The following is a 23,418-nucleotide window of genomic DNA, read 5'->3' as shown; positions in this document are numbered from 1 at the left end:
TCGCCCAAAGGCGTACATTGAAGGGTAAGCGTGTCTATTCTTCCTCTATAAACGCTATAAAATGGCTTGATGTAGTCCTGTTGCAGTTATGCCACCGTACTGATACTGACCTTCGTATAACGCTCTGCGGTCGAGTATCCGTTTGACTTGTACTTTCGTGAACTGCTTGCCTTGCTGTATCGTGAAGCCTTCTTGATTCAATTGAAATGCGATTTCGGATAACGTCCAATTCGGGTTCTGTTCCCGTATGTCAAAGAGCCGTTTCACTGCTTGGGCATGCTTGTCGTTCACTTCTATTGCCTTGTGTCCTTTACGGGCTCTGTAACCAAATGCCGCCCGTCCACCTGCATAACCGCCTTGCTGTGCTTTCTTGTTACGTCCTCTGCCTAGCTTGAGGGCGATTTCTAGCCGCTGATACTGGTCGAGCAATTCCATAAGTCCATTTATGAGAAAATCGCTAGGATCTTTCTTGTGAATGGAGTAGGTCGGCTGTTCGATGCTTTTCACATCCACGCCGTACTTCTTAAACTCCCGATGAACCAACACTTTCACGATGTCAGACCGCCTTAAACGGCTTGTACTGAGGACAACAACAGCATCATAGATTCGTGTGGCTAGGGCGGCTAACATGCTCTGAAAGCCGATTCTGTCCACTTCAAGAGCATCCTCATCCACCTTTGCCCCACTAATTCCTTCATCCGTAAAGATGTCTTGCAAGTTCCATCCTTGCTCCTGACAATAGGAGCGGATTTCATCCTGTTGGTAGGCTAAACTGTAACCGTCTTTCGCCTGTCCGCTAGTTGAAACTCTGATGTAGCCTATGACATTCATGCAGATTCCCCCTCAGTTACGATAACTTTGATTATCGTAACGCACTTGAGTTATGTAACTTATATAGGTTACATTATATAACTCATGTGCGTTTCACACAAGGAATTTTTGTGCTATATTGGACGTTGAAGGAGAGATGCAATATGCCAATCAGAATACGGCTTAAAGAGATACTTGCTGATAGAAATATGTCGCAACGTGAACTAGCCCGACTAATGCAAGTAAGACCAAACACCATTAACCGATTATGCCAAGATAACGTAACTACTGCTTTCTTTGACACTTTGGAACACATCTGCCGAACGTTGGACATAAGTCTCCATGAACTGCTTGTTATGGAGGACGAGTAAGTCATAACGCCACTGGTACTTTGCTCACCACGCCGCCCAGTATGGCACAAGGTATCGTTATGACATCCTCCCACTGTTCTTCCGCTAGTTTATCGAAGTCCAAAGTCGGACACTGCCGCATCTGCTTCTCGATTTCCCTGCGGTAATAAGCCGTTACTTGCTTTTGTTCCAGTTCGCCGCTCATCAAGGCCTGCACTCTTTGTTGGAGTTTCGGTTTCATTTGCTCAAGTCCAACGACTTGGGAACACATATAAAGCCTATTGAAACGGGCCGGAAACTGGACTAAAACCTGCATCGGGATTTTCTCATCAGGCTTATACACGATTTCAAACCTCGTTAATTCACCTTCGACTATCACCCCACGCCGTTGCAGAAGTTCCAACTTCTTGTCATACACTCGGCAATATCCTGCTACTTGCCGCTGATGTCGCTTGTTGGAGTAGAACGTTCCCTTCCTCTTCTTCATATTCCGCCCCGTCAAGGACAGGACGAACATTTCAGTCAAGGATAACGGAATGTCAAATGCTACGTCAGAGCGTACATAGAGGATTTCTGTTGAATGATTTCCAATCTCTGAAATCCAAGATTGGAAATGAACCAAAGAGTCAGGAGGGCATTCTAGCCGAAGCGTATGCTTCCTCGCCATTCGGGCATAAACTAGCTTATACGAAAGATACGCCCAATGTTTCCCCTCTCTAACTCGAACACGGTACTTGAATCCCTTGTCCTTAACATAAAATGAAGCGTTTTAGTAATCACAAAGCCGCTGACGAAGCGGATTGAAGAACTTCCAATACACGTTCGTAAAGTCAACTACAATACGGTCAATCGAAACCTTTACTCCATTCATTGCTCATCCCCCTGCGGAAATTTTTTAACGAATTTCCGTCTATAATTAGAGGGCAAGGTGGCTAGCCTTCACGTTGCCTTACCTGTATATGTTAACTGGCACGTTACCAGAGTGTTCTTGCACAGTAACAATCGGAGCAAATGTCTAGATAGTTGCGGAACAAAATTAACTTTACACCCTCACTATTTATAGTCGGTGCATCTGTCTAAATAGGTGCGACAACTGACCTGTTCAACCTCTCTATCGAGACTTGCCTGTAATCTGTTGCGATAATTGCAGAATATTATTTTCAGAAAATCCGTGAGAAAACAAAGATAAGGTATTTGAAGTAAACATGGTGGTATCTGATGATATTGAGTCTATGGTGAGATTAAAGGGTTGTGATAAAGGGTTATATTTTCAAGCATTGCATGTGCGTACAGGCATTTAGAGGAATATTATACGGAGGTGATGAGGGTTAGGTTCTTTCGGGACTTGCCGCCCGATTCATTCGGCACTGGGTGGGGAAAAAAAAGACCCTGAGGATTGCCGCCTCAAGGTCTCAAACTTATTGAATAACTACATAAAATAAGAACGCTTTTTTGCTATCAGTTGAAGAGAGTAGGTAGTATACGAATGAATCTTTTTTATCTTCCCTCACATAGAATGTCGATTTATACTCTATAAATCGTACTAATGAGGCGAATATGGTTTTTGCCGCATTTAAGTTAAAGTCTTTTAGTTTAATCACAATATTATACTGACCATCATCATATTTAACAGAAAAGTCCGCGATATTATCCTGTCTTTCAAAGAAGTCCGTTGTCTCTGACCAAATCCCTATCTCATATTCAGTATTTAGATTCTTTGATAATTCTAATAATACATCCTTATTCATCTTTTCTTATCAACTCCAATTATCATTATTAAGGTTTAGGAATATACACGCCCCCCGAAGCAGGGGAATGGACAGAAATAATTCCTCCACTTTCGTTGGTTACAACCTTATTGCCCCGAGCATCTGTATATTCCCATGTTTTCCGCCCTTGGTCATCAACCTTACTTTTCCTATTCTTTTTATTGTTGTTTATTATGTTGTCAATCGTTTGAGATGAAAACCCTCTCTCATTTGCACGTTCTGCACCATGTTCACTAAATGAATGACCTCCAGGTGTCTTGTCACCTGTTTTAATAATACAATCACCAGTATTCGTATTGTGTACCCAAATTCCTAAATCGGTTACATAATACGTATGGTAGTCAGCAACGGCAAAATTGTAAACTGTAACAGACTCATCTTTCTTGACAAACTCTACCTTGTCAATCGTTAGATTGCTTCCGTCAGCTTTTTGGAGTTTATTGCCTGCTTGAAGCTCACCTGCAAGTACCCAACCTTTTCCTTCAACATAGAATGGATGATTATTAGTCGTCTCAATGACTTGCTCTCCAACATGCAACTTAATAATATCATCACGTTGGTTGCGGAATAAAGCTGTTACTTCCTTGTAAGCCAACTCTCCATCAGGGTTATTCTCATCCTTGGCGAGAACCTTATCTCCGACTTCAATGTCTTCGATATTCTTCTCCCCTTCGTCTGTCAAGACCTTCGTCCCCGCCGTAAAGCAATTGCAACCCGCTTTTTCAACAGCCCTTAAAGCTTTTGCCATTCTTGGAACAGCCTTAGATATGATTTTAATGGCCGCACTACTTCCCAGCGCCATCTGCAATACATTCCCAAGCTGTCTGCCGTATTCTTGCACCTCGGCGTCTGTTGGCTTGCCTCCCCATATATGTTTGGAGTTATTAACCAGATATTTAATGGGATCTACTGCACTAGCTCCGATTGCCTTTCCTAAATCCACAATGGATAGTTTCCCGGTAAGAAGCGCTTTGCCTAATTGCAGTATGGTCCAAGGCGATTTCAGCATATCCGTTATAGATTCGCCTGCGGAAATTGCAATGCCTTTGAGCAAGTTGTCGATCTGGCGAATACCGATATTGCCTGATGGGTCTACAAACCCTAACGGATTGTTATAAACATACGTATAAAGGTTTAAGGTTACAGGGTTGGAAATGTCCCCTTCATTCGTATCCTTATTCAAAAAACGTCCGATAGAAGGATCGTAATACCGAGCTCGTAAATAATAGAGTCCCGTCTCTTCATCGTACATTTCTCCCGCATATCGGAACTGGTTCTGAATCGTCTCCTCTTTTACTATCGTGTTGCCCCATTCATCATACGAATAGTTATTCACGACAGCCCCTGTGGAATTGACGATCTGGACCACATCACCATGTCCGTTGTACAGATAATAGTACTTTTTATCTGCACTTGGTTCTGTTCCTTTTTCGATTTTGACGAGCAAGCGATCGGGACCGTGAATGTATTGAGCTTTAAGGATGTTATTTTCTGAATCAGGTGTCGGTGTCGGTGTCGAAGCAAACGTGCCAGATTGTACGATAGCCAAATCAGCTAATCCTACGTTTAGGCCGGATGAAATATCTTTTTGGACAGCAACACTATAGGTTATTCCTGCCCGCAATTGAAGAACTAAATCATAAGAAGTTCCATCAGCAGTAGAGACAGCACCGTCAGAAACAGATACAACCGATTTAGACATTAAAAGCAACCGCATATTCTGAGATACCGATGTTGCAATCGTCCAGTGCGTTTTACCTGCTGCATAGGACTCATCAACCAATTGGTCAACGTCCGAACTTGTATTTTCCGCAAAGCCGTGGTCTATAGCTTTAAACGTTGTCAGTGTCTGCGTCGGTGTCGGTGTCGGTGTCGGTGTCGGTGTCGGTGTCGGTGTCGGTGTCGGTGTCGGTGTCGGTGTCGGTGTCGGTGTCGGTGTCGAAGCCAACGTGCCAGATTGAACAATAGCCAAATCAGCTAATCCTACATTTATACCGGATGGAATATCCTTTTGGACAGCGACACTATAGTTGATTCCTGCCCACGCTTGAAGAACCCAATCATAAGAAGTCCCATCAGTAGTAGAGACAGCGCCGTCAGAAACAGATACAGCCGATTTAGACATTAAAAGAAACCGCATGTTCTGAGATACCGAAGTTGCGATTGTCCAGTGCGTTTTACCTGCTGCATAGGACTCATTAACAAATCGGTCAACGTCAGGACTTGTATTTTCCGCAAAACCATGTTCAATAGCTTTAAAATCAGTAGCAGTTGCCGCCGAGTTGGCCGTGTTAATTCCGTTATTTTGGGCAGTTGCCGCCGGTATAGCCACTTTATCGCTCCCCGACTCGGCAATCAATTCTCCTTGAGCATTGTACTGATACCTGGTTGTATTCGTTGAACTCGTTTTCTTGATACGCAGACCATTCAGACCATATTGGTAACTAGTCTCATCGCCTGATCTGCTAGACTTCTCCAGACGATTCCAAAGATCGTAGCTGAATTGCGTCTCATTGAATAAGAAATGAGCCGGAGAACCTGTATTTTTCTTTGTTTTGCGGTTCCCAAATGCGTCATAGGTGTAATCGGAAATTGTACCGTCTGCAGCGATCGTTTTTTCAAGCCTATTTAGTTTATCGTATACATAAGTTGTGGTACCATTCTTGTCTAGAACGGATGTAACATTTCCGTTGTTATCATATCCATACTTGAACGTAGATAGCTCCGCATCTCCTTTTTTGTTAATAACATCGGTCAGTCGGTTAATTTTGTCGTATAGGTATGTCGATTTTAACTGCGTTCCGTCGGAGAACTTCGGATAGGCTACAGACTCAAGCTTCCCATCCGCATAGTATTTGTATTCCGCATACTGGCTGTTCGTTGAGTCAGGCACGTTTTGACCGTCTGTCTGTACGCGCTGTAGTCTTTCTCGGTCATAATAGTAATTCGTGTAGCCATTATAATTATCTTTTGTTTGCTTCAAACGATTGATACTATCGTATTGATATGCGGTAGTCGTATCAATACCGTCAATCTTTAAAGTCTCGGACTGCAAGAGTCCTTCATTGGTATACGTTAGCGTTTGTTTTTGTAATTCAACTGCATTTTGATATAGCGTTGAACTGCTTACTCCAAAAGGAGTCTTATAGTTATTTCGCGTTTCAAATTGTCCAATATTTTCCTGAGTCACTCGACTGTTTGAATCATACTGATAGTTAAATACTTTTTGATTTAGATCCGTTTTTGAAGTCAAATTGCCCAGCTTGTCGGGAACAAAGTTCTCTACTTTCCCGCCGGCATCGGTTTTGGTGACTGCTCTCCCCAATTCGTCAAACGTAATATTGGTTGTCCAGGTTCCTCCTTGATTAATACCGCTTAGTTCCCCTAATATGTTGTACGAATAGGTTGTAGTGGCCAGAAGAGGATCGGTCACCGAAGTTAATCGTCCCAGTTTGTCGTAGCCGAAGCTCGTATCGTTCCCCTTTGGATCCTTAACCGTTTTTACGTTACCCAGCAAATTGTAAGTATAGGATTGCTTGTTTGGATTTGTTTTAAGCGGCCACTCCGGGTACACCTGTACCTGAAGGACATTCCCCCACTGATCCATTACGGATTCTGTAACGTTCTCTTTCACAGAATCACTTAAAGGTTGATTCGTAGGGCTTACATTATTCGCAGCAACAAAATAATTTTTTCTTGTCCTTGTCTTAAAATCATATTCGCTTCGATTGATATTGCCATAAGTATCTGAGGTCTCTAGCACATCTCCCCAAACGTCATACTTATAGCCTACTTTATTATTTAATTTATCTTTAGCTTCTATGACTCTTCCGAACTCATCGTACTTATATTCCGCGCCTTCTCCTCCATTGCTGTTATCAAATGCTTTGCGTAGGTTGCCGTACCCGTCAAAGTATTCATACTTCTGGTTGTATTGTGTTCCGGATGTACTTCCCTTTTTAATAACCTCCAGGGAAGAGGTCATTAAGGTCGTAATCAGCTTTTCCGATACATTCTCGTATGCTGCTCTTGGTGTGTAAGAATAATTTTGACGAATAAAATATTCTAAGTCATTGTCTTCCTTGTCTTGGTAAGGCGGCATACTGACTGAAGTTACTCTTCCGCCTTTGTCGTACGCATAAGTTGTCGTGTCTCCTTTTTCATTGGTATCTGTAAGTACCAATCCTTGCAGGAGGTCGTACGTTAGCGTTGAGGAAGATTCAACAAGTTGATTGTTTGAGTCTGTGTAATATTTTTTAATCATTGTCGGAAACGCATATTTAGCACTGGATCCATAGATTGAGACGGATTTCGACTGTTTATTATTTTCTAGCGCTTTCGTTACCTCAATCTGGTTACCGCCTGCAACTTGCGTATACTTGTACTGAGTTGTTTCGTTTAATGCATTCGTATAGGTGAGGATTCTTCCCAAACTATCGTATGAAAATGATTCGCCTAGCAATGTGTTTTCATCTTGATACCACGCCTTCGAAGCAATTAGCTTGTAGATAGGTTCATACGTAAAAGCAGTGGTATGCTTGCTTTTTACCGTCTCATTTTGATACTGAGATTCCGTCAACGGATCAGTTGTAGTAGCAATCCCACCCCAATTTGTATAGGTTTGACCAATATACATTTTGTTATAGGAAGTGCCGGCTTGATCAACGTCTTCAACTCTAATTTTTGTCGGTTTATTTGAATACCGCGTATCGTACTCTTCATAAGTAACCAGTTTCTTTTCATTATTCGCAGCCGTAACTTGCGATTGAACCTTTTGAGTATGTTTGTTGTAAATTTGCTTTACTTTTTGCCCACTCGCCAGCGTATATTCGGACCACATCCGGAAAGTTTCCGGGGCCATTTCGAGTGAAGAATAGGTGGGCGCTCCCGTATAATCATTTTCATAACTATAATTTATTTCATTAATCTTGGTTTGGGTTAGCTGATCGTTTCCGGTGTAAAGTGTTTCATTATTCGTACCAACTCTTTCAACTTCATCATATCTTTTTTTGACGCGATATCCCTCTCCAGCTCCATCCGGTCCTAGATTGCGGATAACCGATTCAAAATTATAAATTGATCTGGAATTAGGGTAGCGCGCTTCCGTGAGTAGCCAAGAAAATGTTTCGGCCGATGCCGATTCGATATTTTTTGCATTAAAATTAAAGCGATTCAGCCCTGAAGTATACCCGAAGGAGCTCTTTTGACCAAGGCGGTCTTTTACGATCCAGAGAGAAGGGATGTAATATTGCCCCGCTGTATTACTACTACTTAGATTTACTGGCAGCATCTCTCTAGTATAAGTAAAAGAGGTTTTTTCAGTAGAATTAACCGGATCACTCACATTAATAACAATATCTTCGGTCGTAAACGTTGAGCCCGCTGTCGGGCCTTCATGGGTTACCGGGTTTTGATAGCTAAAACTAATTGTTCTGTCAATGCTGTCTTTTATTTCGGAAATAAATGGAAGATCATTACCTAAATAGTTTCGTTTTATATATTTAAACTTGATTTCGTTTCCAAACCGATCCTTAATGCCAATAAGTCTACCATCGCCGGCAAAAAAGGTTTTGCGTTTGTCGGAGCTGATGAACACGTATGCAGCCGTACTTAGGTCGTAGCTGTAACTATTTTCTGTGTCCCCGGCTGCCACCTCTTTAAACTCTGCATCTTTGCCCTCAAAGCCCACCAAGTTGGAATCTCCGCTATCTTGCGTGAAGTCTACCACATAGGAAGCCCCCGTTCCATCATGGTAGGTCAGGTTAACAAGTCCGTTGGACTCTTCTTTTTGAATAGAAGGAAAGGCAAAAGACCATCCAAGACCAAGATTATATCGAGATAGCATGTACGTTGATCTGTCAGGAATATTGGTTTTCGTTATGTTATAGGTTGTGTAAGTCGTGTGAACCTGTCCATAAAAATGAATTGCACTATCAATAACACTTGAATCGTCCATAGAATCATTAATTTGATTTTCTGTAGCAAGCGCGAGACTTTCAGAAGGAAACGGTCCATAATAAAGATGAATAATGTTTCCTGATACAATAAAGTTTCTTTCAAGTTCAACATACCACCCTAATGAAGAATCTGCGGTGGATGTTACGGCAGGAGACGCACTTAGTGTAACTTTTTTGTTCGTCGCTTCTGCTTGGGTTGAATTATAGATGCGGGAAATAGAAAGATCTAATCCATCTTTTCCTGGCAGAACAATATCAGTCTGATTTAAGGTTAATGAGCCTGTTACTGGATCAATGATTTCATTTGATTGGTTGCGATCAGCTAAATATGGCTTTTGGTTCTCATTCTTCTGCTTGCTAGCAATATGATTTAATACGTTTTCGAGTGTTTGTGTGTCTACTTCTGCGCTAACGTTGCCGCTAAAAGCAACAAATAACATCAATGAGATAACAAGGCTTAACATATTTCTTTTGAATACATGCATAATGCTACTTCACCTCTTTATACATTTTTACATTTGATGCTTGCTTTTGTTTTTCCGCACGATATTTTTTTATAAGCTCGGGCAAATCTAAATGCTCTCTTTCGGAATAAGCCTTGAGCTTTTTTAGATATACCGGTGGTATATCGCTGACATCCATAGCTTTTTTAGTCTTAGAATCAATAATGGTCATCTTTTGGGTATTAGCCGCGCCAGCCAGCTTTTCTTCAATAGCTCTTTTCATACTTTTAGTGCCTGGTTGCTTAGCGTAAGTAGTCATAATTGCTTCCACACTAAGCCCTTCATTTTCCCGCTTGCTCATTAAGAGAAGGTCTTCCTCTTCTTCCGTTAGTTTATATTTTTTTATTTTGGCATAATCATCTTTTAAACTGCTTCGCAATTCCTTGCGGAACGAATTTAGCTTTTGTGCTAGAAGTTCATTTTTTACTTGGTCCCAATCCTTCCTCTCGGATTTGAGAGCGATAAGATCTTTTGGTTCTAAGGCAAATTGATTGGCTACTTCATTCACTTTAAAAATATCTTCTATCCCGTATCCTTTTTCTAACATTTGCTCCATTTCATCTGCTTCAAGCGAAAATGCTTGAGTAGCATTTTGTCCTAGACGGATTGACTCAATGTTAGTTATTACTTCGTTGTTCATAAACTGTTTTGTTGTTATTCCCGCTTGAAAGCCACTTGGCTGAGTTAATTGAGACTCTGCCAACGTTGCGTTGCTTTCCGTCAATTGGTACTCGCTGTTCTCAGTGGCTTTGGACTTCTGGAAGACACCTGAGAAGCTGGACAGGACAATGGATAAACACATCGCGGTCGTAATGAGCTTATTATTTAATTTCATTGGATAATTCTCTCCTTGTAATCGATTTAAGTCCGAATACGAATAAGGTTGCCGTTATCATCGTAGTCGTAGTAAATTTTCTTGCCGTCTGCGAACAAAATGTACTGGAGTCGACCTCTGGAATCATAAACATAGGTGACCACATTATCCGTAGATATAGCAGTAACTTGATTGCTCGGATCAGAGATATTCCCCGATTCGTCTATCGCTCTAATTGAGAATTTGTAATTGCTTCCATTAGAAGAACTAAATTCATAGGATGAAGTGTTGGCATAAGCCATCTTATAGACATCATCCCCGTAATAAACCCTGTAGAACTCCACTTTAAAATTATCTGTAGAAGCGCCCCACTCCAATTTATACTTATTTCCAACTTGTGTTACGACGAGCTTTGTAGGCGCACTAGGCTTTGTTACATCTGTGATTGCGATAATCTCAGCGCCATCGGACACGTTTCCGGACTCATCTTTTGCAACAACTTTGAAAGTATATTTTTTGTTTTCCTCTAAGTTGATTGCTTTAAATTCTCGGTAATAATCTATAGTGCCTACCGGCTCAGCTACAGTTCCGAGCAATGTTGTTCCTAAATAAATGTCATACGAAGTTACGCCAACATTGTCCAAGCTCCGCCCCCAACGCAAAGTCACCGTTGAAGCGGTATGACTCTTAACCTCTAGACTGCTTGGAATGTCCGGCTTTTGAAAGTCAGTCCCTACTTTTACCGAATTGCTTGCCTGCGATAAGTTTCCGGAGTAATCCATCCCTTTAACAGTAAAGTTGAAAATTGTATTTTCGCTTAAACCTGTTAACGTATACTCCTTATAGAAGGCATTTGCTGAAGGAACAGTTACAACATATAGGCCGTTGTTGAATATGTGATATTCGGAAATTCCCACATTATCGGTCGAGGGACTCCACCCAAGTTTAACGCTCGTAGCGCTCCTGCTGATAACTACCAAGGATGTAGGAGCCGATGGAGGGGTCAAATCCGTCCCTGTCCGCAGTGTCAACGGATTTGATGCTATGTTGCCCGCAGCATCGACAGCTTGAATAGTAACGATAAATCCATCGTTAGAAGGCAAACCTGAAAACATATAAGAGCTTTGGTTGGCGTTCAACGTTGCAACCAGAACATTTCCCTTAAGGATTTGATATGCCTCCACACCAATGTTGTCCGTTGCTGCTGGCCATGTAACAGTTACGCTTGTCGATGTTCTAGCGGTCGTTTGCATGGTCCCTGTCATAATAGGTGCAGTTATATCCGTACTTGCATTAACGAACGGACTGGCATTTGATACATTATTCGATCCATCATAAGCCTTTACAGAAACCCGATACATTTTATTTGCCTCCAAGTTACTCACTTGAATGGAGGGCGTTACCACTTCTTTTGTTGTAGTCGTTTGTGTGATCGTGTCCAATATACTGACCTGATATCCCGCGACTCCCAGATTATCAGTAGAAGCTTGCCAGGATACTGTAAAGCCTGTAGATGAACGATTCGTAACCGTTAATCCGGAAGGTACAGACGGCGGTGTCATATCCGTACTTCCCTTGACCTCATTACTTACTGATGAGATATTTCCATCTGTATCAATGGCAGCCACTCTAAAATTATATATTTGATTTGCTGCCAATCCTGTTATCACGGCCGTAGTAAGGGGATGATCGACTTGCTTTATCGGGTCCACATTCGAACTACCGCTGTAAATCAAATAACCTTTTAATTGCCTGTTATCAGTAGAAGCAGTCCAAGATAAAGAAATAGAGTTTGCAGAACGATTAGTGACCTGCAGGGCTCCGGGAACAGTAGGTGGCGTTAAATCCGTGCTCCTAGTAAAGCTACCTACCGTTACATTGTTGCCATAGTCGTATGCCTTTACTTTAAAGTTGTAGTCGTGATTCGCTTGGAAGGTTCTGATTATTTGGTAAAGCGTGCTTGTAGATTCTGAAGTTTTAATCTCTTTTACTAACTGGTCTTCAAAGTAAATCTCGTATTTAGTTATGCCGGATGCATCGGTTGGCGGCACCCAGGACACGAAAAATCCAAAGCTGATATCATAGCTAACGCGAACGCTTAATGCGCTCGGAGCCGTGACATCCGGACTTGCTTGCAAAATATTGCTGTAGTCAGAAAAATGATTACTTGTGTCGTATGCGCGGACCTTAAATGAATAGATGCTGTTCTCTGTCAGATTGGATACAAGATAACTGGTGGTCGTTCCCGATACCGTATCAATCAGAGCATTTCCTTTATAAATCTCATAGCCTGCAACGCCTGATTGATCATAGGAAGGCGTCCATTCCAAAGTAACGCTGCTCGCAGTTCTTGCACCGAGCTTCACGGTCGGAGCTGTCGGAGGGGTATTATCGGTATTGTAAGTTACGGAATTGCTTGCGGGGGAGATATTCCCTTGCATATCCCTTGCCTTGACGGTCAAGACGTATAGCATGTCCGCCTGCAATAATACTGTTTTGCTTGTCATCGTTCCAGGAACTGTATCTATAACGACTGTTCCATTATAAATATCGTAGCCTGCAACCCCCACATTATCGGTAGAAGCTCCCCAGCTTAACGTTATGCTCGTTGGTGTACTGGCTGTCATTGTTAACGGACCGGGTTTTGTCGGTGCTTGAGTATCATTGGCTGGAATAAAAAGAAGCGGCGTTGTCTGCGAAGTCGAACCCGCGCCATATTGAGACGCGACGTTCTCACCCCACGCCCAAAAAGAACCGTCACTTGTCACAGCTCCGGATTGCAAGCCTCCGGCATGAATGCTTGTCACGGTCGTCAGCGATTGCGCCTCAACAGGCGTAATATTTTTACTTGAGGTCGTACCGTTGCCTAGCTGGCCTTTTGAATTTCTTCCCCAGCCCCACACGCTCCCGTTCTGTTTAAGTACAAGGTAATGATGGCTACCGCCTATGATTTTAGTAGCACCGGTCAAGCCGGTAACCTGCACGGGGGTAAGGCTACCACTAGAAACAGAATTGCCGAGCTCACCGTAACGATTAGAACCCCATGTCCATACCGTTCCGTTTTGTAATAGTGCCGCAGCCGATTCCTGACCTAGATCGACTGATATAACATTGCTAAGACTAGTTACTTTAACAGGTACCAGGCTTGGATTCGTTGAACCCGTGCCCAACGTGCCCATCCCGCCCCAAGTCCACACAGTACCGTCGTTTTTTAGCGCGATTGAGCCTTCGTTGGATGCGATAATCGCAGAAACATTCGATAATCCGCTGACAGGAGCAGGTACATAGTGGTCTGCTGTGGTCCCATCACCTAATTGACCGGATTCATTGAGTCCCCATGCCCATACCGTACCGTCTTGTTTCAGTGCCAGTGCATGGCCATTGCCATTCTTTGCCGAAATTTTCACGACATTTGAAAGTCCTGCAATCTGAACTGGCGTAGTCGTTTCAAAGCTACCACCTGTTAAATTGTAGAGATTCCCCCATGCCCACACCGTACCGTCGCCCTTTAAAGCCAATGATAATTCTTCGGCTGCAGCTACATCGATTACATTCGTTAATCCGCTAACCTGTACGGGGGTAGAGCTCTCCACAGTCGTACCATTGCCTAATTGGCCGCTATAATTGGTACCCCAAGCCCACACTGTACCGTCACTTTTAATACGGAGCGTGTGACTGCTACCGAACTGGGGAATAGTCGTCGTGGGGTCGACAATAAGAGGATACTGCAATCCACTATCATCAAGAATTAAATCAAGAAACGTTATTTTGCCTTCCGTTCTCATTTTCATTTGAACCTTGTCGTAACGATAATTATCGCTCGATGAATCCTTCACCCACGGTTTTGGGATTCTGAATGCCAGTTCCCCGTTCTCGTCGTAGAAACCAATCGAACCGTCAAACTCATTGGAATACGTAACGTTAGCTACGCTGAGCGCAAAGGAATAGCTCTTTGGCGCCTGTTCGTTTGCCAGATGCAATTCCATTTTCATTTTGTCTGCTTGGATGACATACTTTAAATCTGTACTTTCCCAAGCGTTACGATAGGTAAGAATGTTATTTTCAACCGTGCCTGCTACATTGCTCATATTCTGAGCACGATAAGAAACCGTTCGATCTGCAACCGAGAAACTAACCGCTTGCTTATCAACCTTATTGTTTAACCTGACTTTAAATTTTTTCGCTTGCAAACTATACGTAAATGCAGGATTGCTGTTATCATTCCGGAGTTTAGTGTCCGACTGCAGTGGATTCCACTTATTATCCAGATTTAAATAAGAGTCCTCTAGATCGTACACGCCAGATGATACGGATAAAGAATTGTCTTCGCTTATTTTATCGATTGAATTTGAGTTGGCGTAAATGACTTGTCCTTGCCCAATCAAAAGGAAAATTAAAAGAGCGGACAGCAATGTTTTAAATCTACTAATTTTCATAATAGTTCCTCACTTTTCAGACTAGTTTGAATATTCAGAATAAGATAACAAAGAAATGCCCTTTTTATGGTACTTACTACATTTTAAAGCCTCCCATCCCCCAAGATATTTTTATCTCTATTTTTTAACCCAAAGCCCAGTATAATGGCTAAAAATAGCACAGTACATCAGAGAATTTGTATATATTAGTCTTTATTTGACGAAACATGTCGAATATATAGAAAAAAAGAAGAAAAATAACTATATAAGTATAAATATTATGCTGGTATAAAATCCTCATTTTTAACTTAATAGTAATTTAAACCAGAAAAAAAGCCCCGCCCGCAGATCGGCTCTCGCGGGAGAGCACGGTCGTGCAGACGGAGCGTTTATCATTACTTCTAAACATGCGTGTTACTTTTATTCCTCACTGCCCTGCGGACGTATTCGTCGCGCTCTTCGTCGGCCCTGCGTCCGTCAATCCCACCGCCGCGTCGTACGCGTCGAAGATTTTGCGCGCGATCGGCGCCGCGCCCCAGCCGCCGTAGCCGCCTTCGGGAACGACGACGGCGACGGCGAGCTTTGGATCGTTGGCAGGCGCGTAGGCGATGAACACCGCGTTCTCGACCCGGCCGCCGCCGACATCCTGCTCCGACGTACCGGTCTTCCGCCGGAACGAGTACTTGAAGTCCTCGAAGCCCTGCACCTTAACCTGCGACATGCCGCTCTCGATCGTCTGCCAGTAGCTTTTCGGAAACTCGATCTTGTTCAGCACTTCGGCCTCGTAGTCCTGCACGACGTTGCCGTCCGTGTCCTCGATGCGGTCGACGAACTGCGGCTTCAGACGCGTTCCTCTGCTCGCGAGAGTCGTCGCGTACTGCGCCAGCTGCAGCGCCGTATAACGACCCTGTTGACCGAACGAGGAATAGATGAGCGCGGACTGCGCGCTGCCCCGCTTGGACTCGATATAATAGTTGACCGAGCCTTTGGATTCGCCCGGCAGTCCGCTATCCGTCTTGACGCCAAGACCGAATTCCTTCATATAACTGTCCCAGATATCCAGTCCCTTGGTTCCACTACGCAAGTAAAGCGCATTGCCGACCATCTTGGCCATGTAGGCGTTGGACGAATGAGCGATCGCCGACGACGGCGTGAGCGTGCCGTTGGCGGCGCTGCCCGCGTTGCGAACCTTCGTCTTGTGGCCTTCGGCGCCGAATTCGAAGTAGCCCGGATCGGACATCGTGGAGCCGGTATTGATCAAGCCTTCGTTCAGGCCGAGCAAAATGGTGAGCGGCTTCTGCGTCGATCCCAGGTTGACGAGCGAGGACGGGTGCTTTTTGCGTTCCTTCTCGTCAGCATAAGGCGCCTGGACCTCGCGGATCGCGCCGTTGCTCAAATAAAATTGGAACTGCTCGTAATTCTTCGCGCTAATGCCGCCCTGCCATACATTCGCGTCGTAGTCGGGCATGCTCGCCATCGCGACGACCTTGCCCGTTTTGACCTCCATCGCCACCGCATATCCGGTTTTGGCGTTCGACGCGCGCTCCTGCTTGTTGTTCGACGTGCGAATTTTTTGCAGATGCTCGGTAATCGCGTTCTGTGTCGCCAGCTGTACGTCCTTGTTGATCGTCAGATAGAGATTGTCACCCTTGACCGGCTTGGTCAGCTCCATCGGACCGATGATCTGGCTTTGGTTGTTGACCGGATAAGTTTTCAGCCCGTTGCGGCCGCGCAGCTCCGACTGATACATCAACTCAAGACCATCGAAGCCGACGTCCTCCGTATCCAGGTATTTAAGCGTCGGATCGTCCTGATCTTTGTTAATGTCCTTGTAAAAATCAAGCGAGGTCGCTCCCGACAGCTGCTTCATATAGCCGACGAGCTGCGTCGCGACGCGATCCGTGCTGTATTGGCGGATGCTCTCCTCGACGATGTCGATGCCCTTGAATTCGTCGCGGTGCTCGCTGAAGTAGGCGATCTCGTCCTTGGTCAGCCCCGACTTGATCCGGCGCTGCTGAAACGGATAATGGACCTTGCCCTCGAAGTCCATGTCGTCGTAAATCTCGGACGCCGCGAGCGGTTCCTTGGTCTTATCCCCGTACTGCTTGAACACGGCCTCGATGCGCGCGGCCAGGTCGAGACCCGCGGCTTTCTTGGTACCCGGCTCCAGCGTGAAGTAGAGCGACTGCGTCGACGTGGAATACGCGATCGGAACCCCCGTCGAATCGTAAATATTGCCGCGAATCGGCGGAATCGACACGTCCTTGGTCGCCATCTGATGCTCTTGTTCCTTCAGGCTCGGCCCCTCGACAAATTGCAGGTAAGCAAGACGAATGATCAGTACGGAGAACAATCCGAATACGGTAAAAAAGAAAAAGTTCAGACGAATGCTGAAGTGACGGCGGTTGCGTAACCCTCTGCGCTCCGCCTCTTCCGTCAGCTTGTCGCTCATAAGTCAGTTCCTCCTGTAAATACTTGGCCGAAAGTGATGGGCCGACAATAAAGATGTAGGCGCCGCATTAGCGGCAGTGATTGCCGCTATCAGCCTCTGAACACACTTTTGCCCGCACGGTAGCGGAACTTTTTTCCGCTACCGCCTCGCAATCACACGTTACCCGGCGCGATAGCGGAACTTTTTTCCGCTACCGCCTACGCCGAGCGAATATGCGTATCGTCGAACCGCGGCGGGTTGAACCAGTCGCCCGTCTTTGCCCACGTCGAGTCGAGCGGTATCCACTCGCCTCGGTCGCCGAGCAGTACCTCGTTCCAGGCATGCGGGCCGTAGCCGCCCTGCCCGTTGTAGCCTTGCCCGGTCACCACGCGCACGTTGAGACCGACCGATCGCGCCATGGCCGCATAAAGCCGCGCATAGTCGATGCAGACGCCTTCGCGCGTGCGGAACGTATCCTCCGGCGACTGCTCGCGCCACTCCCCGCGCTGCTCGTACGCCTCGGCTTTGCCGTTGTCATAGGCGACCCGCGTACCGACCCAGTCGTACAGCGCCCTCGCCATTGCCTCGTCGCCGTCGGACTGCGCCGTCACTTCCTTTGCCGCGCTCACGATATCCGTCGGCAGGTCGGCGTCGATGATGTCGTAGCGCTTCTGCCATAACTTATCCATCTCGCCCTGCATCGACGCGGCGAGCACCGGCAGCCGCTCGGTCAGCAGATCGCCGGCCGCCGGCCGGATAATCTGCGCAGCCGCCTCGCGATAAAGCGCGGACTGCTCAATATACTGGGCGAACACGCTCTGGGGCGACAACGCGCAATAAGCGAACAGCACGGCGGTCACGAGAATCGCCCGTCCGCCGCCGAGCGCCGCACCGATGAGGCCACCGACGGTCCGGCTGACCGGCCCGCCGCCCGGTACAAGAACAAAAGGCGCGGCGCCCACGCGAATGAGCAGCGAGGAAACCGTGCCAAGCACATAACGAAGCAGCAAGTAGGCGATCAAAAACAAGACGGCAAAGCGCAGCAGCGGGAGATCCCGCACGCCGGAATAGGCGGTGTAGCCAAGCTGGCGCCACGTCGAAGCGTCCGCGGCGGGCTGCGCCCATTCGCGATCCGCAAGCCAGCGCTGGACTGCCGGCGACGCCGCCGAAGCGCACCAGGCTGCCGCCGCCATCGAGACGAGCGTCAGAAGCGCGCCCGACAGGAACAAAAACAACTGCTTGGCGGAGCCCTTGGCGCCCCGCCTCATACCTTGGAGCAGGGACACCGCTACGAGCGCAAGCAGCGCGATAGTGACGAAGTTCCCGTCCAGCCAACTCATTTCGATGCTTGAAGCGCCGTCGTCACGAAGTCGCGAACGGGCCCTTCCATTTTCCACGTGCCCAGCGATACGCCCCGGAACTTCACGTCCACCTCGCCGGAGTTAGGGGTGCCCGTTAATTCCAGATTCGGTGATTTGACGAGATAGGTGCCGTCCGGGTTCAACGTATAGGTCGCTTTTTTGGCTTCGTCGGCCATCGCTTTGGCCGCTTCGTCCTTCACGGCCGAAGTGGCGGTCTCCACGACCTGCCCGCCGATCTCTTTCAGATCGTTGACCGTATAGCCGCCGTAGACGACGACGCCTACGATAATCGCCGCGGCCAGCACCCACTTCAACACGGTTTTGACCACGTTCAATATGACCAGCAGCGCGACGACTGCGATCAGAATCAACACCCAATGATCGGTGACGAACTGCTTCCAGGCCTCTGGTTCGAAGCTCATAGGATCTCCTCCATAGCTATAAATCTGTACTCTATTATACTTTACAGATTTGCCCCGCGTAAAACCCCGGACTTAGGACCGGAATTTAAAAGCTTGCTCGCCGCGCTTGCGCTGGCGGTTTTCTGTCGTATTGAAAAGGTAAAGATGCATCCACTTGGCGCCCGAACGGAAGCAAAGCGGAACGACGGCTAGCGCAAGCGCCGCGGCTGCTGCCAATCCGATCCAGTAGTCCGTGCCGACCCGCGTAGCGAGCAATTCGTCAGGCACCGCCCAGCGGGGTATCGTGCCCGGCAGAAAATAGCAGCCAAGCCAGAGCGGCATGAATAGCCATCCCGTCAGGGTACTGCGCATCGAGTAAATTTGGGTAAAGGACAGCGCGCTGACAAGCATGCCGCAAAGTGCGTATGCGCCCAGCAGATAGACCGGAATCCATATTCTGTCGCCTTCCGAAAAGTAAGACGCGGCTTCCCGTCCGTTCAGCGCCATGCCCGCAGAAAGCGCAGCCAATAGTCCTCCGACGTACCGCAGCGTGAACGCCCAAACGGCCGCGAATCTCGCAATCAGCAGGCGCGTCCGCGAATACGGAAGCCCCAGCCACCACTCCAGTCTGCGTTTGTTCGCTTCGTGGGACATCATTACCGTGAGGACAACGACCGGCAGGATGCAAGGAATCACCAGCATGGTTCTGAGCATATCCATCGTCTGGTGCGGATTGCCGGCCCCGAAGTAGCCGCCGCCCCCTGCCGCCGCGAGTAGGCTTGCGTAGATGACGCGAACCGACTTGATCGCCCCCCAGTAACGGTACCGCGAACGCTCCAGCGCATACACCGCGGAAAAGCCGGTGCCGATTCGGCCGGCGCCGATCGCTTTCGTGCGGCGCGCGCGCTTGTCGCTCATGACTGTGCCGCCCGGCCGATGGCGCGCAAGATCCGCCATGCCGTACTTCGAATTCAGCGCGAGGCAGACACGGTATGCGCCGGTTGCGAGCAGCGCCGCCAAGCAGGCGTATATCGCCGCGCTGCCGGCGTCCAGGTAGTCTGCCGTATCCGCGCCATATATGAGGGCGAACAGGATGAACGGTGCGATAAACAGCGCGAGCCATGGGATGAGCAACCACCTTCTCCAGCCGTAGTTCATGCCCGCCAGGCAATATCCGGCGGTTACGCCGAGAGGGACGATCGCCGCGGACAGCAAGCCGTAGCTGATTGCCGTAGTCACTAAGCCGCCCCCGCTTATCATCGCCGCGGTATCGTCCTGTCCCGCCAAGCGGACCAGGCCGAACAGGCAGCATACGAGCCAGACGCCTCCTGCCGTAACGTACTGCATGCCGCAGGCAGCGACGACTTTTGCCCTCGCCAGTTCGCGGCGGGAGACAGGCAGACAGAGCCACCATTCCCGAAATCCGTTTTCCCATAACGTCAATGCCATCCCGCCGCCCGCATACAAAGCGATCAAAAACGACAGACTGGCGCCGAGCGCGAATACGGTCTCGATCGTGAAACGGTCTCCCAGAAAAAGTACGGCAGCGACGAGCAGCGCCGCCAGAATAAGCGCCCAGTAGGACCAAGAGGCTGCGTCCCTCGGCAAATAAGTTCGGTAGGCCTGCCATTCAAGTCTGAGCAGTGCAACGCGGGCGTTCGCCGACTCGTTCCGACTCATGTCGCGATCGCTCCTCAGCCTCATGCGAACACGTCCCTGTAACACGATTCGACCGAACGTCCGCCGGCCCGGAGCGTCTCCACGTCGTGACAGCCGAGCAAGCGCCCTTCGCCGATAAGCACGATCCGGTCGAATAAGTTTTCCATCTCGCGGATATCGTGCGTGGCGATCAGGAACGTGCGCTCGCCGTCCGCCAATTCTCCGACCACCGCCTGCGCGATCGACTCGCGCGAGACCAAGTCGACGCCCGCGAACGGCTCGTCGAGAATGATGATCGGCGCCTGCCGCGACAGGCTGGTGAGCAGTTGAAGCCGCGCCTCCTGACCGCGCGACATCGAACCGATCCGCTGGCCGCGATCCACGTCCAGCTTGACGCTCAGCTCTTCCATCCGGTCCTGGCTCCAATCCGGATACAGACCCGCCGCCAGCCGCAGCCACTCTCCCGCGCCGAGGTACGGCGGCAGTTGTCCCCGGTCCGGCAGAAAGGACAGTACGCCGAGCCGCTCGGGACCGGCAGGGGCGCCGAACAGCTCCGCCCGACCGCTGTCCGGCGGGTACATGCCCGTCAGAATGCGCATGAGCGACGACTTGCCCGCGCCGTTCGGACCGAGCAATCCTGCGAGACTGCCGGCCGGTATCTCAAAGGATACGCCGTCGAGCACGGTTTTCTTTTTGAAGCGAAGCGTTACGTCCGCGCAGCGGATGGCTGGCGCCTTGGCTGCGGGTCCTATAAGGATATTCCTGTCCGAGTATCGAGATTCCGCCATGACGATCACTCCTTTTCCCGGGCTAACGCCAATAATTGATCGAGAGTCAATCCGATCGAGCGAGCCGTCTCTTCGAGTCTCGCGACCGCTTCCCGCGCCAGTTCTCTGCGCGAGATCCCAATTACCGCTTCATCCTCCGTCACGAACGTTCCCTGCCCCCTGTAAGTCACGATTATTCCCGTGCGCTCCAGCTCCTGATAGGTCTTCATGATCGTCGTCGGATTGACGCGCAGGCTCGCCGCCGCCTCGCGGACGGACGGCAGCCGCGTTCCGGGCTCCAGCTCGCCTCTGGCGATCATCGCGCGCATCTGCTCCACGAACTGCTCGTATAATGGACGGGCCGGATCGAGCCGAAATTCCTCCGGCTTCCATATGCGGATCGGCGGCATTGCCACACCCCGCTTCCTTTGTATGAAGTGTATGACCACACACCATACACTATATACACAGTGTACCACGCACCGCCACACACTTCAATTCCTCTTTCCCTGCAAAGGTCATATCCTCGTCCCACTGCGCGTACAAGTAGGAATAACGTTTAAGACGCCCTTCCTGCGTCTTTGCAAATGGAGGCGAACGCCGGTGAGGATGGCCATCTGGCTGTATTTGTTTTTATTCGTCGCGTTCTTCGATCTGCACGCCCAGTATCCGATGCTCACGCCGTTCGCCGTGTCGCTTGGCGCGGCGCCTTCGTTCATCGGACTGGTCATGGGGATGTACTCGCTCACGCACCTGCCGGGCAATCTGCTGGCGGGATACGGCGTCGACCGGTTCGGAAGCCGTTTTTTCATCTCGGCCAGTCTCGTCGGCGCCGGCGTGCTGCTCCTGCTGCAGTCCAGGGTCACCGATCCCTGGCATCTGCTCTACGTCCGCTCGGTGAGCGGCTTCGTGCTCGCCTTTTTGTCTCCGGCATGCCTCTCGCTGCTGGCGAAGCTCACGCGGGATCACATTAAGCGCGGCAAATTGATGGCGGGGAACGGGCTCGTCCATACGATCGCCTCCGTCGTATCTCCTGCCGCGGGCGCCTATCTCGCCGCCAAAGTCGGCTTCGCCCAGTCGTTCGCGCTTCTCGGCTGGGGCTTGCTCGCTACCGGCCTGCTGTCGCTCTGGTTCGTGCGAGATCCGAAGCATGCCGCCGATGCGGATGCGCCTATGGCTGACGCGGCTGCCGATGGCGCAGCTGGGGTAGCGAGCGAAGCCGCGCTGGCGCCCGATTCGGCTTCGGTCGGGGCGCCTGTGCCGGCCGAAGAAGCGGAAGGGACCTCGGCCGGGGCCGGGTCGCGCAGGTTTCCATGGGCTGTATTCCTGCTGCCGGTGGCCATGGCATTCGCGCAAGGCATCCTCTCCTTCGAGCTGCCGCTGCGGGCGCTCTCGGCCGAGGATGGCGGCGTCCTGAAGACGGGCATTCTGTTCTCCGTCGTAAGCCTCGGCGCGCTCGCCACGCTTGGCCTGCTGTTTTTGCAGCGCTACCTTCCTTATTCGCGCTGCATTATCGGGGTGCTGCTGCTTGCGTTAGCTTACTACGGGCTCGCCTCGGACTGGCCGGTCCCCATGATGGCGCTGCTGTTCGTCGTCGGCATGGCCAAAGGCGTCGTATTTCCCGCGATGACATCGTTCCTGCTGCAGCTCAGCGGCCCGGCACGCTACGGCCGTACCTTCTCGCTGATGGCGATCGCCTCCTCCGTCGGCGCCTTCCTCGGTCCGGTTGCGGCAGGCGCCTTCCGCGGGCATTTGTCTCCATTTTTCCTGTCCTTCGCGATCCTCATGCTCGCGCTGCTGGCCCTGGCCCCCAAGCCCGTATACAAGGAAGGCTGGCATCCGCAACCGGCGGTTCCGCACGCTTGAAGCCAAAAAAACTGCCGCATCCGATATCGGGCGCGACAGTTTTTTTGCTATGAGTAGGGATAACTCTGGCGGAATAGCGATGTGCCACATCCTTATTCCGCAAAATCAGACGCTTTACCTCGATATAGCGATGTGCCACATCCTTATTTCGCAAAAATCCGGGCTCTACCTCAAAATAGCGATGTGCCTGGACCTCTGTCAAGAAAGTGGACAGTACTTTAACGAGTTTTAGCTTATCTCTCTTACAGAAAATTGTGCACGAAACTGAGCCGGCGACAGGTATCCCAGCGAGCTATGGATTCGTTTGCGGTTGTA

General features: G+C 48.9%; 14 protein-coding genes. 2 read left to right on the top strand and 12 right to left on the bottom strand.

Going from position 1 to position 23,418, the window contains the following annotated elements; genetic code table 11:
• Positions 1–54: 54 nt before the first annotated feature.
• Complete coding sequence (locus ACFOTD_RS21605) at positions 55–831, bottom strand: recombinase family protein (RefSeq protein WP_378122009.1); 777 nt, start codon at positions 829–831, stop codon at positions 55–57.
• Positions 832–974: 143 nt separating this feature from the next.
• On the opposite strand from ACFOTD_RS21605, the gene ACFOTD_RS21600 reads away from it, so the two are divergent.
• On the top strand, positions 975–1,181 hold the full coding sequence (locus ACFOTD_RS21600; RefSeq protein WP_110757878.1) for a helix-turn-helix domain-containing protein: 207 nt from the start codon (positions 975–977) through the stop codon (positions 1,179–1,181).
• Position 1,182: 1 nt separating this feature from the next.
• Here the strand turns inward: ACFOTD_RS21600 and ACFOTD_RS21595 are convergent, their stop codons facing one another.
• The 11 genes from ACFOTD_RS21595 to ACFOTD_RS21545 form a co-directional block, all read right to left on the bottom strand.
• Positions 1,183–1,578, bottom strand: coding sequence for a hypothetical protein (locus tag ACFOTD_RS21595; RefSeq protein ID WP_378122008.1), 396 nt, complete (start codon positions 1,576–1,578; stop codon positions 1,183–1,185).
• A 1,000-nt stretch (positions 1,579–2,578) separates the two neighbouring features.
• On the bottom strand, positions 2,579–2,908 hold the full coding sequence (locus ACFOTD_RS21590; protein WP_378122007.1) for a hypothetical protein: 330 nt from the start codon (positions 2,906–2,908) through the stop codon (positions 2,579–2,581).
• Between the two features lie 28 nt (positions 2,909–2,936).
• Complete coding sequence (locus ACFOTD_RS21585) at positions 2,937–9,371, bottom strand: polymorphic toxin-type HINT domain-containing protein (protein ID WP_378122006.1); 6,435 nt, start codon at positions 9,369–9,371, stop codon at positions 2,937–2,939.
• A gap of 4 nt (positions 9,372–9,375) precedes the next feature.
• Positions 9,376–10,224 carry a hypothetical protein gene (locus tag ACFOTD_RS21580; protein ID WP_378122005.1) on the bottom strand — a complete coding sequence of 283 codons (849 nt, stop codon included), beginning with the start codon at positions 10,222–10,224 and terminating at the stop codon, positions 9,376–9,378.
• A 26-nt stretch (positions 10,225–10,250) separates the two neighbouring features.
• Positions 10,251–14,639, bottom strand: a complete 4,389-nt coding sequence (locus tag ACFOTD_RS21575) for an RCC1 domain-containing protein (protein WP_378122004.1) — start codon at positions 14,637–14,639, stop codon at positions 10,251–10,253.
• A 406-nt stretch (positions 14,640–15,045) separates the two neighbouring features.
• Entirely contained in the window at positions 15,046–17,070 is a 2,025-nt protein-coding gene (locus tag ACFOTD_RS21570) for a peptidoglycan D,D-transpeptidase FtsI family protein (protein WP_378122003.1), read from the bottom strand.
• Positions 17,071–17,267: 197 nt separating this feature from the next.
• The gene (locus tag ACFOTD_RS21565; protein ID WP_378122002.1) at positions 17,268–18,389 is read right to left on the bottom strand and encodes a transglutaminase domain-containing protein; all 1,122 of its coding nucleotides are present in this window, start codon (positions 18,387–18,389) and stop codon (positions 17,268–17,270) included.
• Complete coding sequence (locus ACFOTD_RS21560; protein ID WP_378122001.1) at positions 18,386–18,832, bottom strand: hypothetical protein; 447 nt, start codon at positions 18,830–18,832, stop codon at positions 18,386–18,388. The genes ACFOTD_RS21565 and ACFOTD_RS21560 overlap by 4 nt, the downstream gene beginning before the upstream one ends.
• Positions 18,833–18,904: 72 nt before the next feature.
• Entirely contained in the window at positions 18,905–20,491 is a 1,587-nt protein-coding gene (locus ACFOTD_RS21555) for a hypothetical protein (protein WP_378122000.1), read from the bottom strand.
• 20 nt (positions 20,492–20,511) lie between these two features.
• Positions 20,512–21,258 carry an ABC transporter ATP-binding protein gene (locus tag ACFOTD_RS21550; protein ID WP_378121999.1) on the bottom strand — a complete coding sequence of 249 codons (747 nt, stop codon included), beginning with the start codon at positions 21,256–21,258 and terminating at the stop codon, positions 20,512–20,514.
• Between the two features lie 5 nt (positions 21,259–21,263).
• The gene (locus tag ACFOTD_RS21545; RefSeq protein WP_378122083.1) at positions 21,264–21,647 is read right to left on the bottom strand and encodes a GntR family transcriptional regulator; all 384 of its coding nucleotides are present in this window, start codon (positions 21,645–21,647) and stop codon (positions 21,264–21,266) included.
• Between the two features lie 193 nt (positions 21,648–21,840).
• Between ACFOTD_RS21545 and ACFOTD_RS21540 the strand changes: the two genes are divergently transcribed.
• The gene (locus tag ACFOTD_RS21540; RefSeq protein ID WP_378121998.1) at positions 21,841–23,103 is read left to right on the top strand and encodes an MFS transporter; all 1,263 of its coding nucleotides are present in this window, start codon (positions 21,841–21,843) and stop codon (positions 23,101–23,103) included.
• Positions 23,104–23,418 lie beyond the last annotated feature (315 nt).

Source organism: Cohnella sp. GCM10012308, from assembly GCF_042649185.1.
GTDB lineage: Bacteria > Bacillota > Bacilli > Paenibacillales > Paenibacillaceae > Cohnella.
This window is presented reverse-complemented; position numbering and strand designations above follow the sequence as displayed.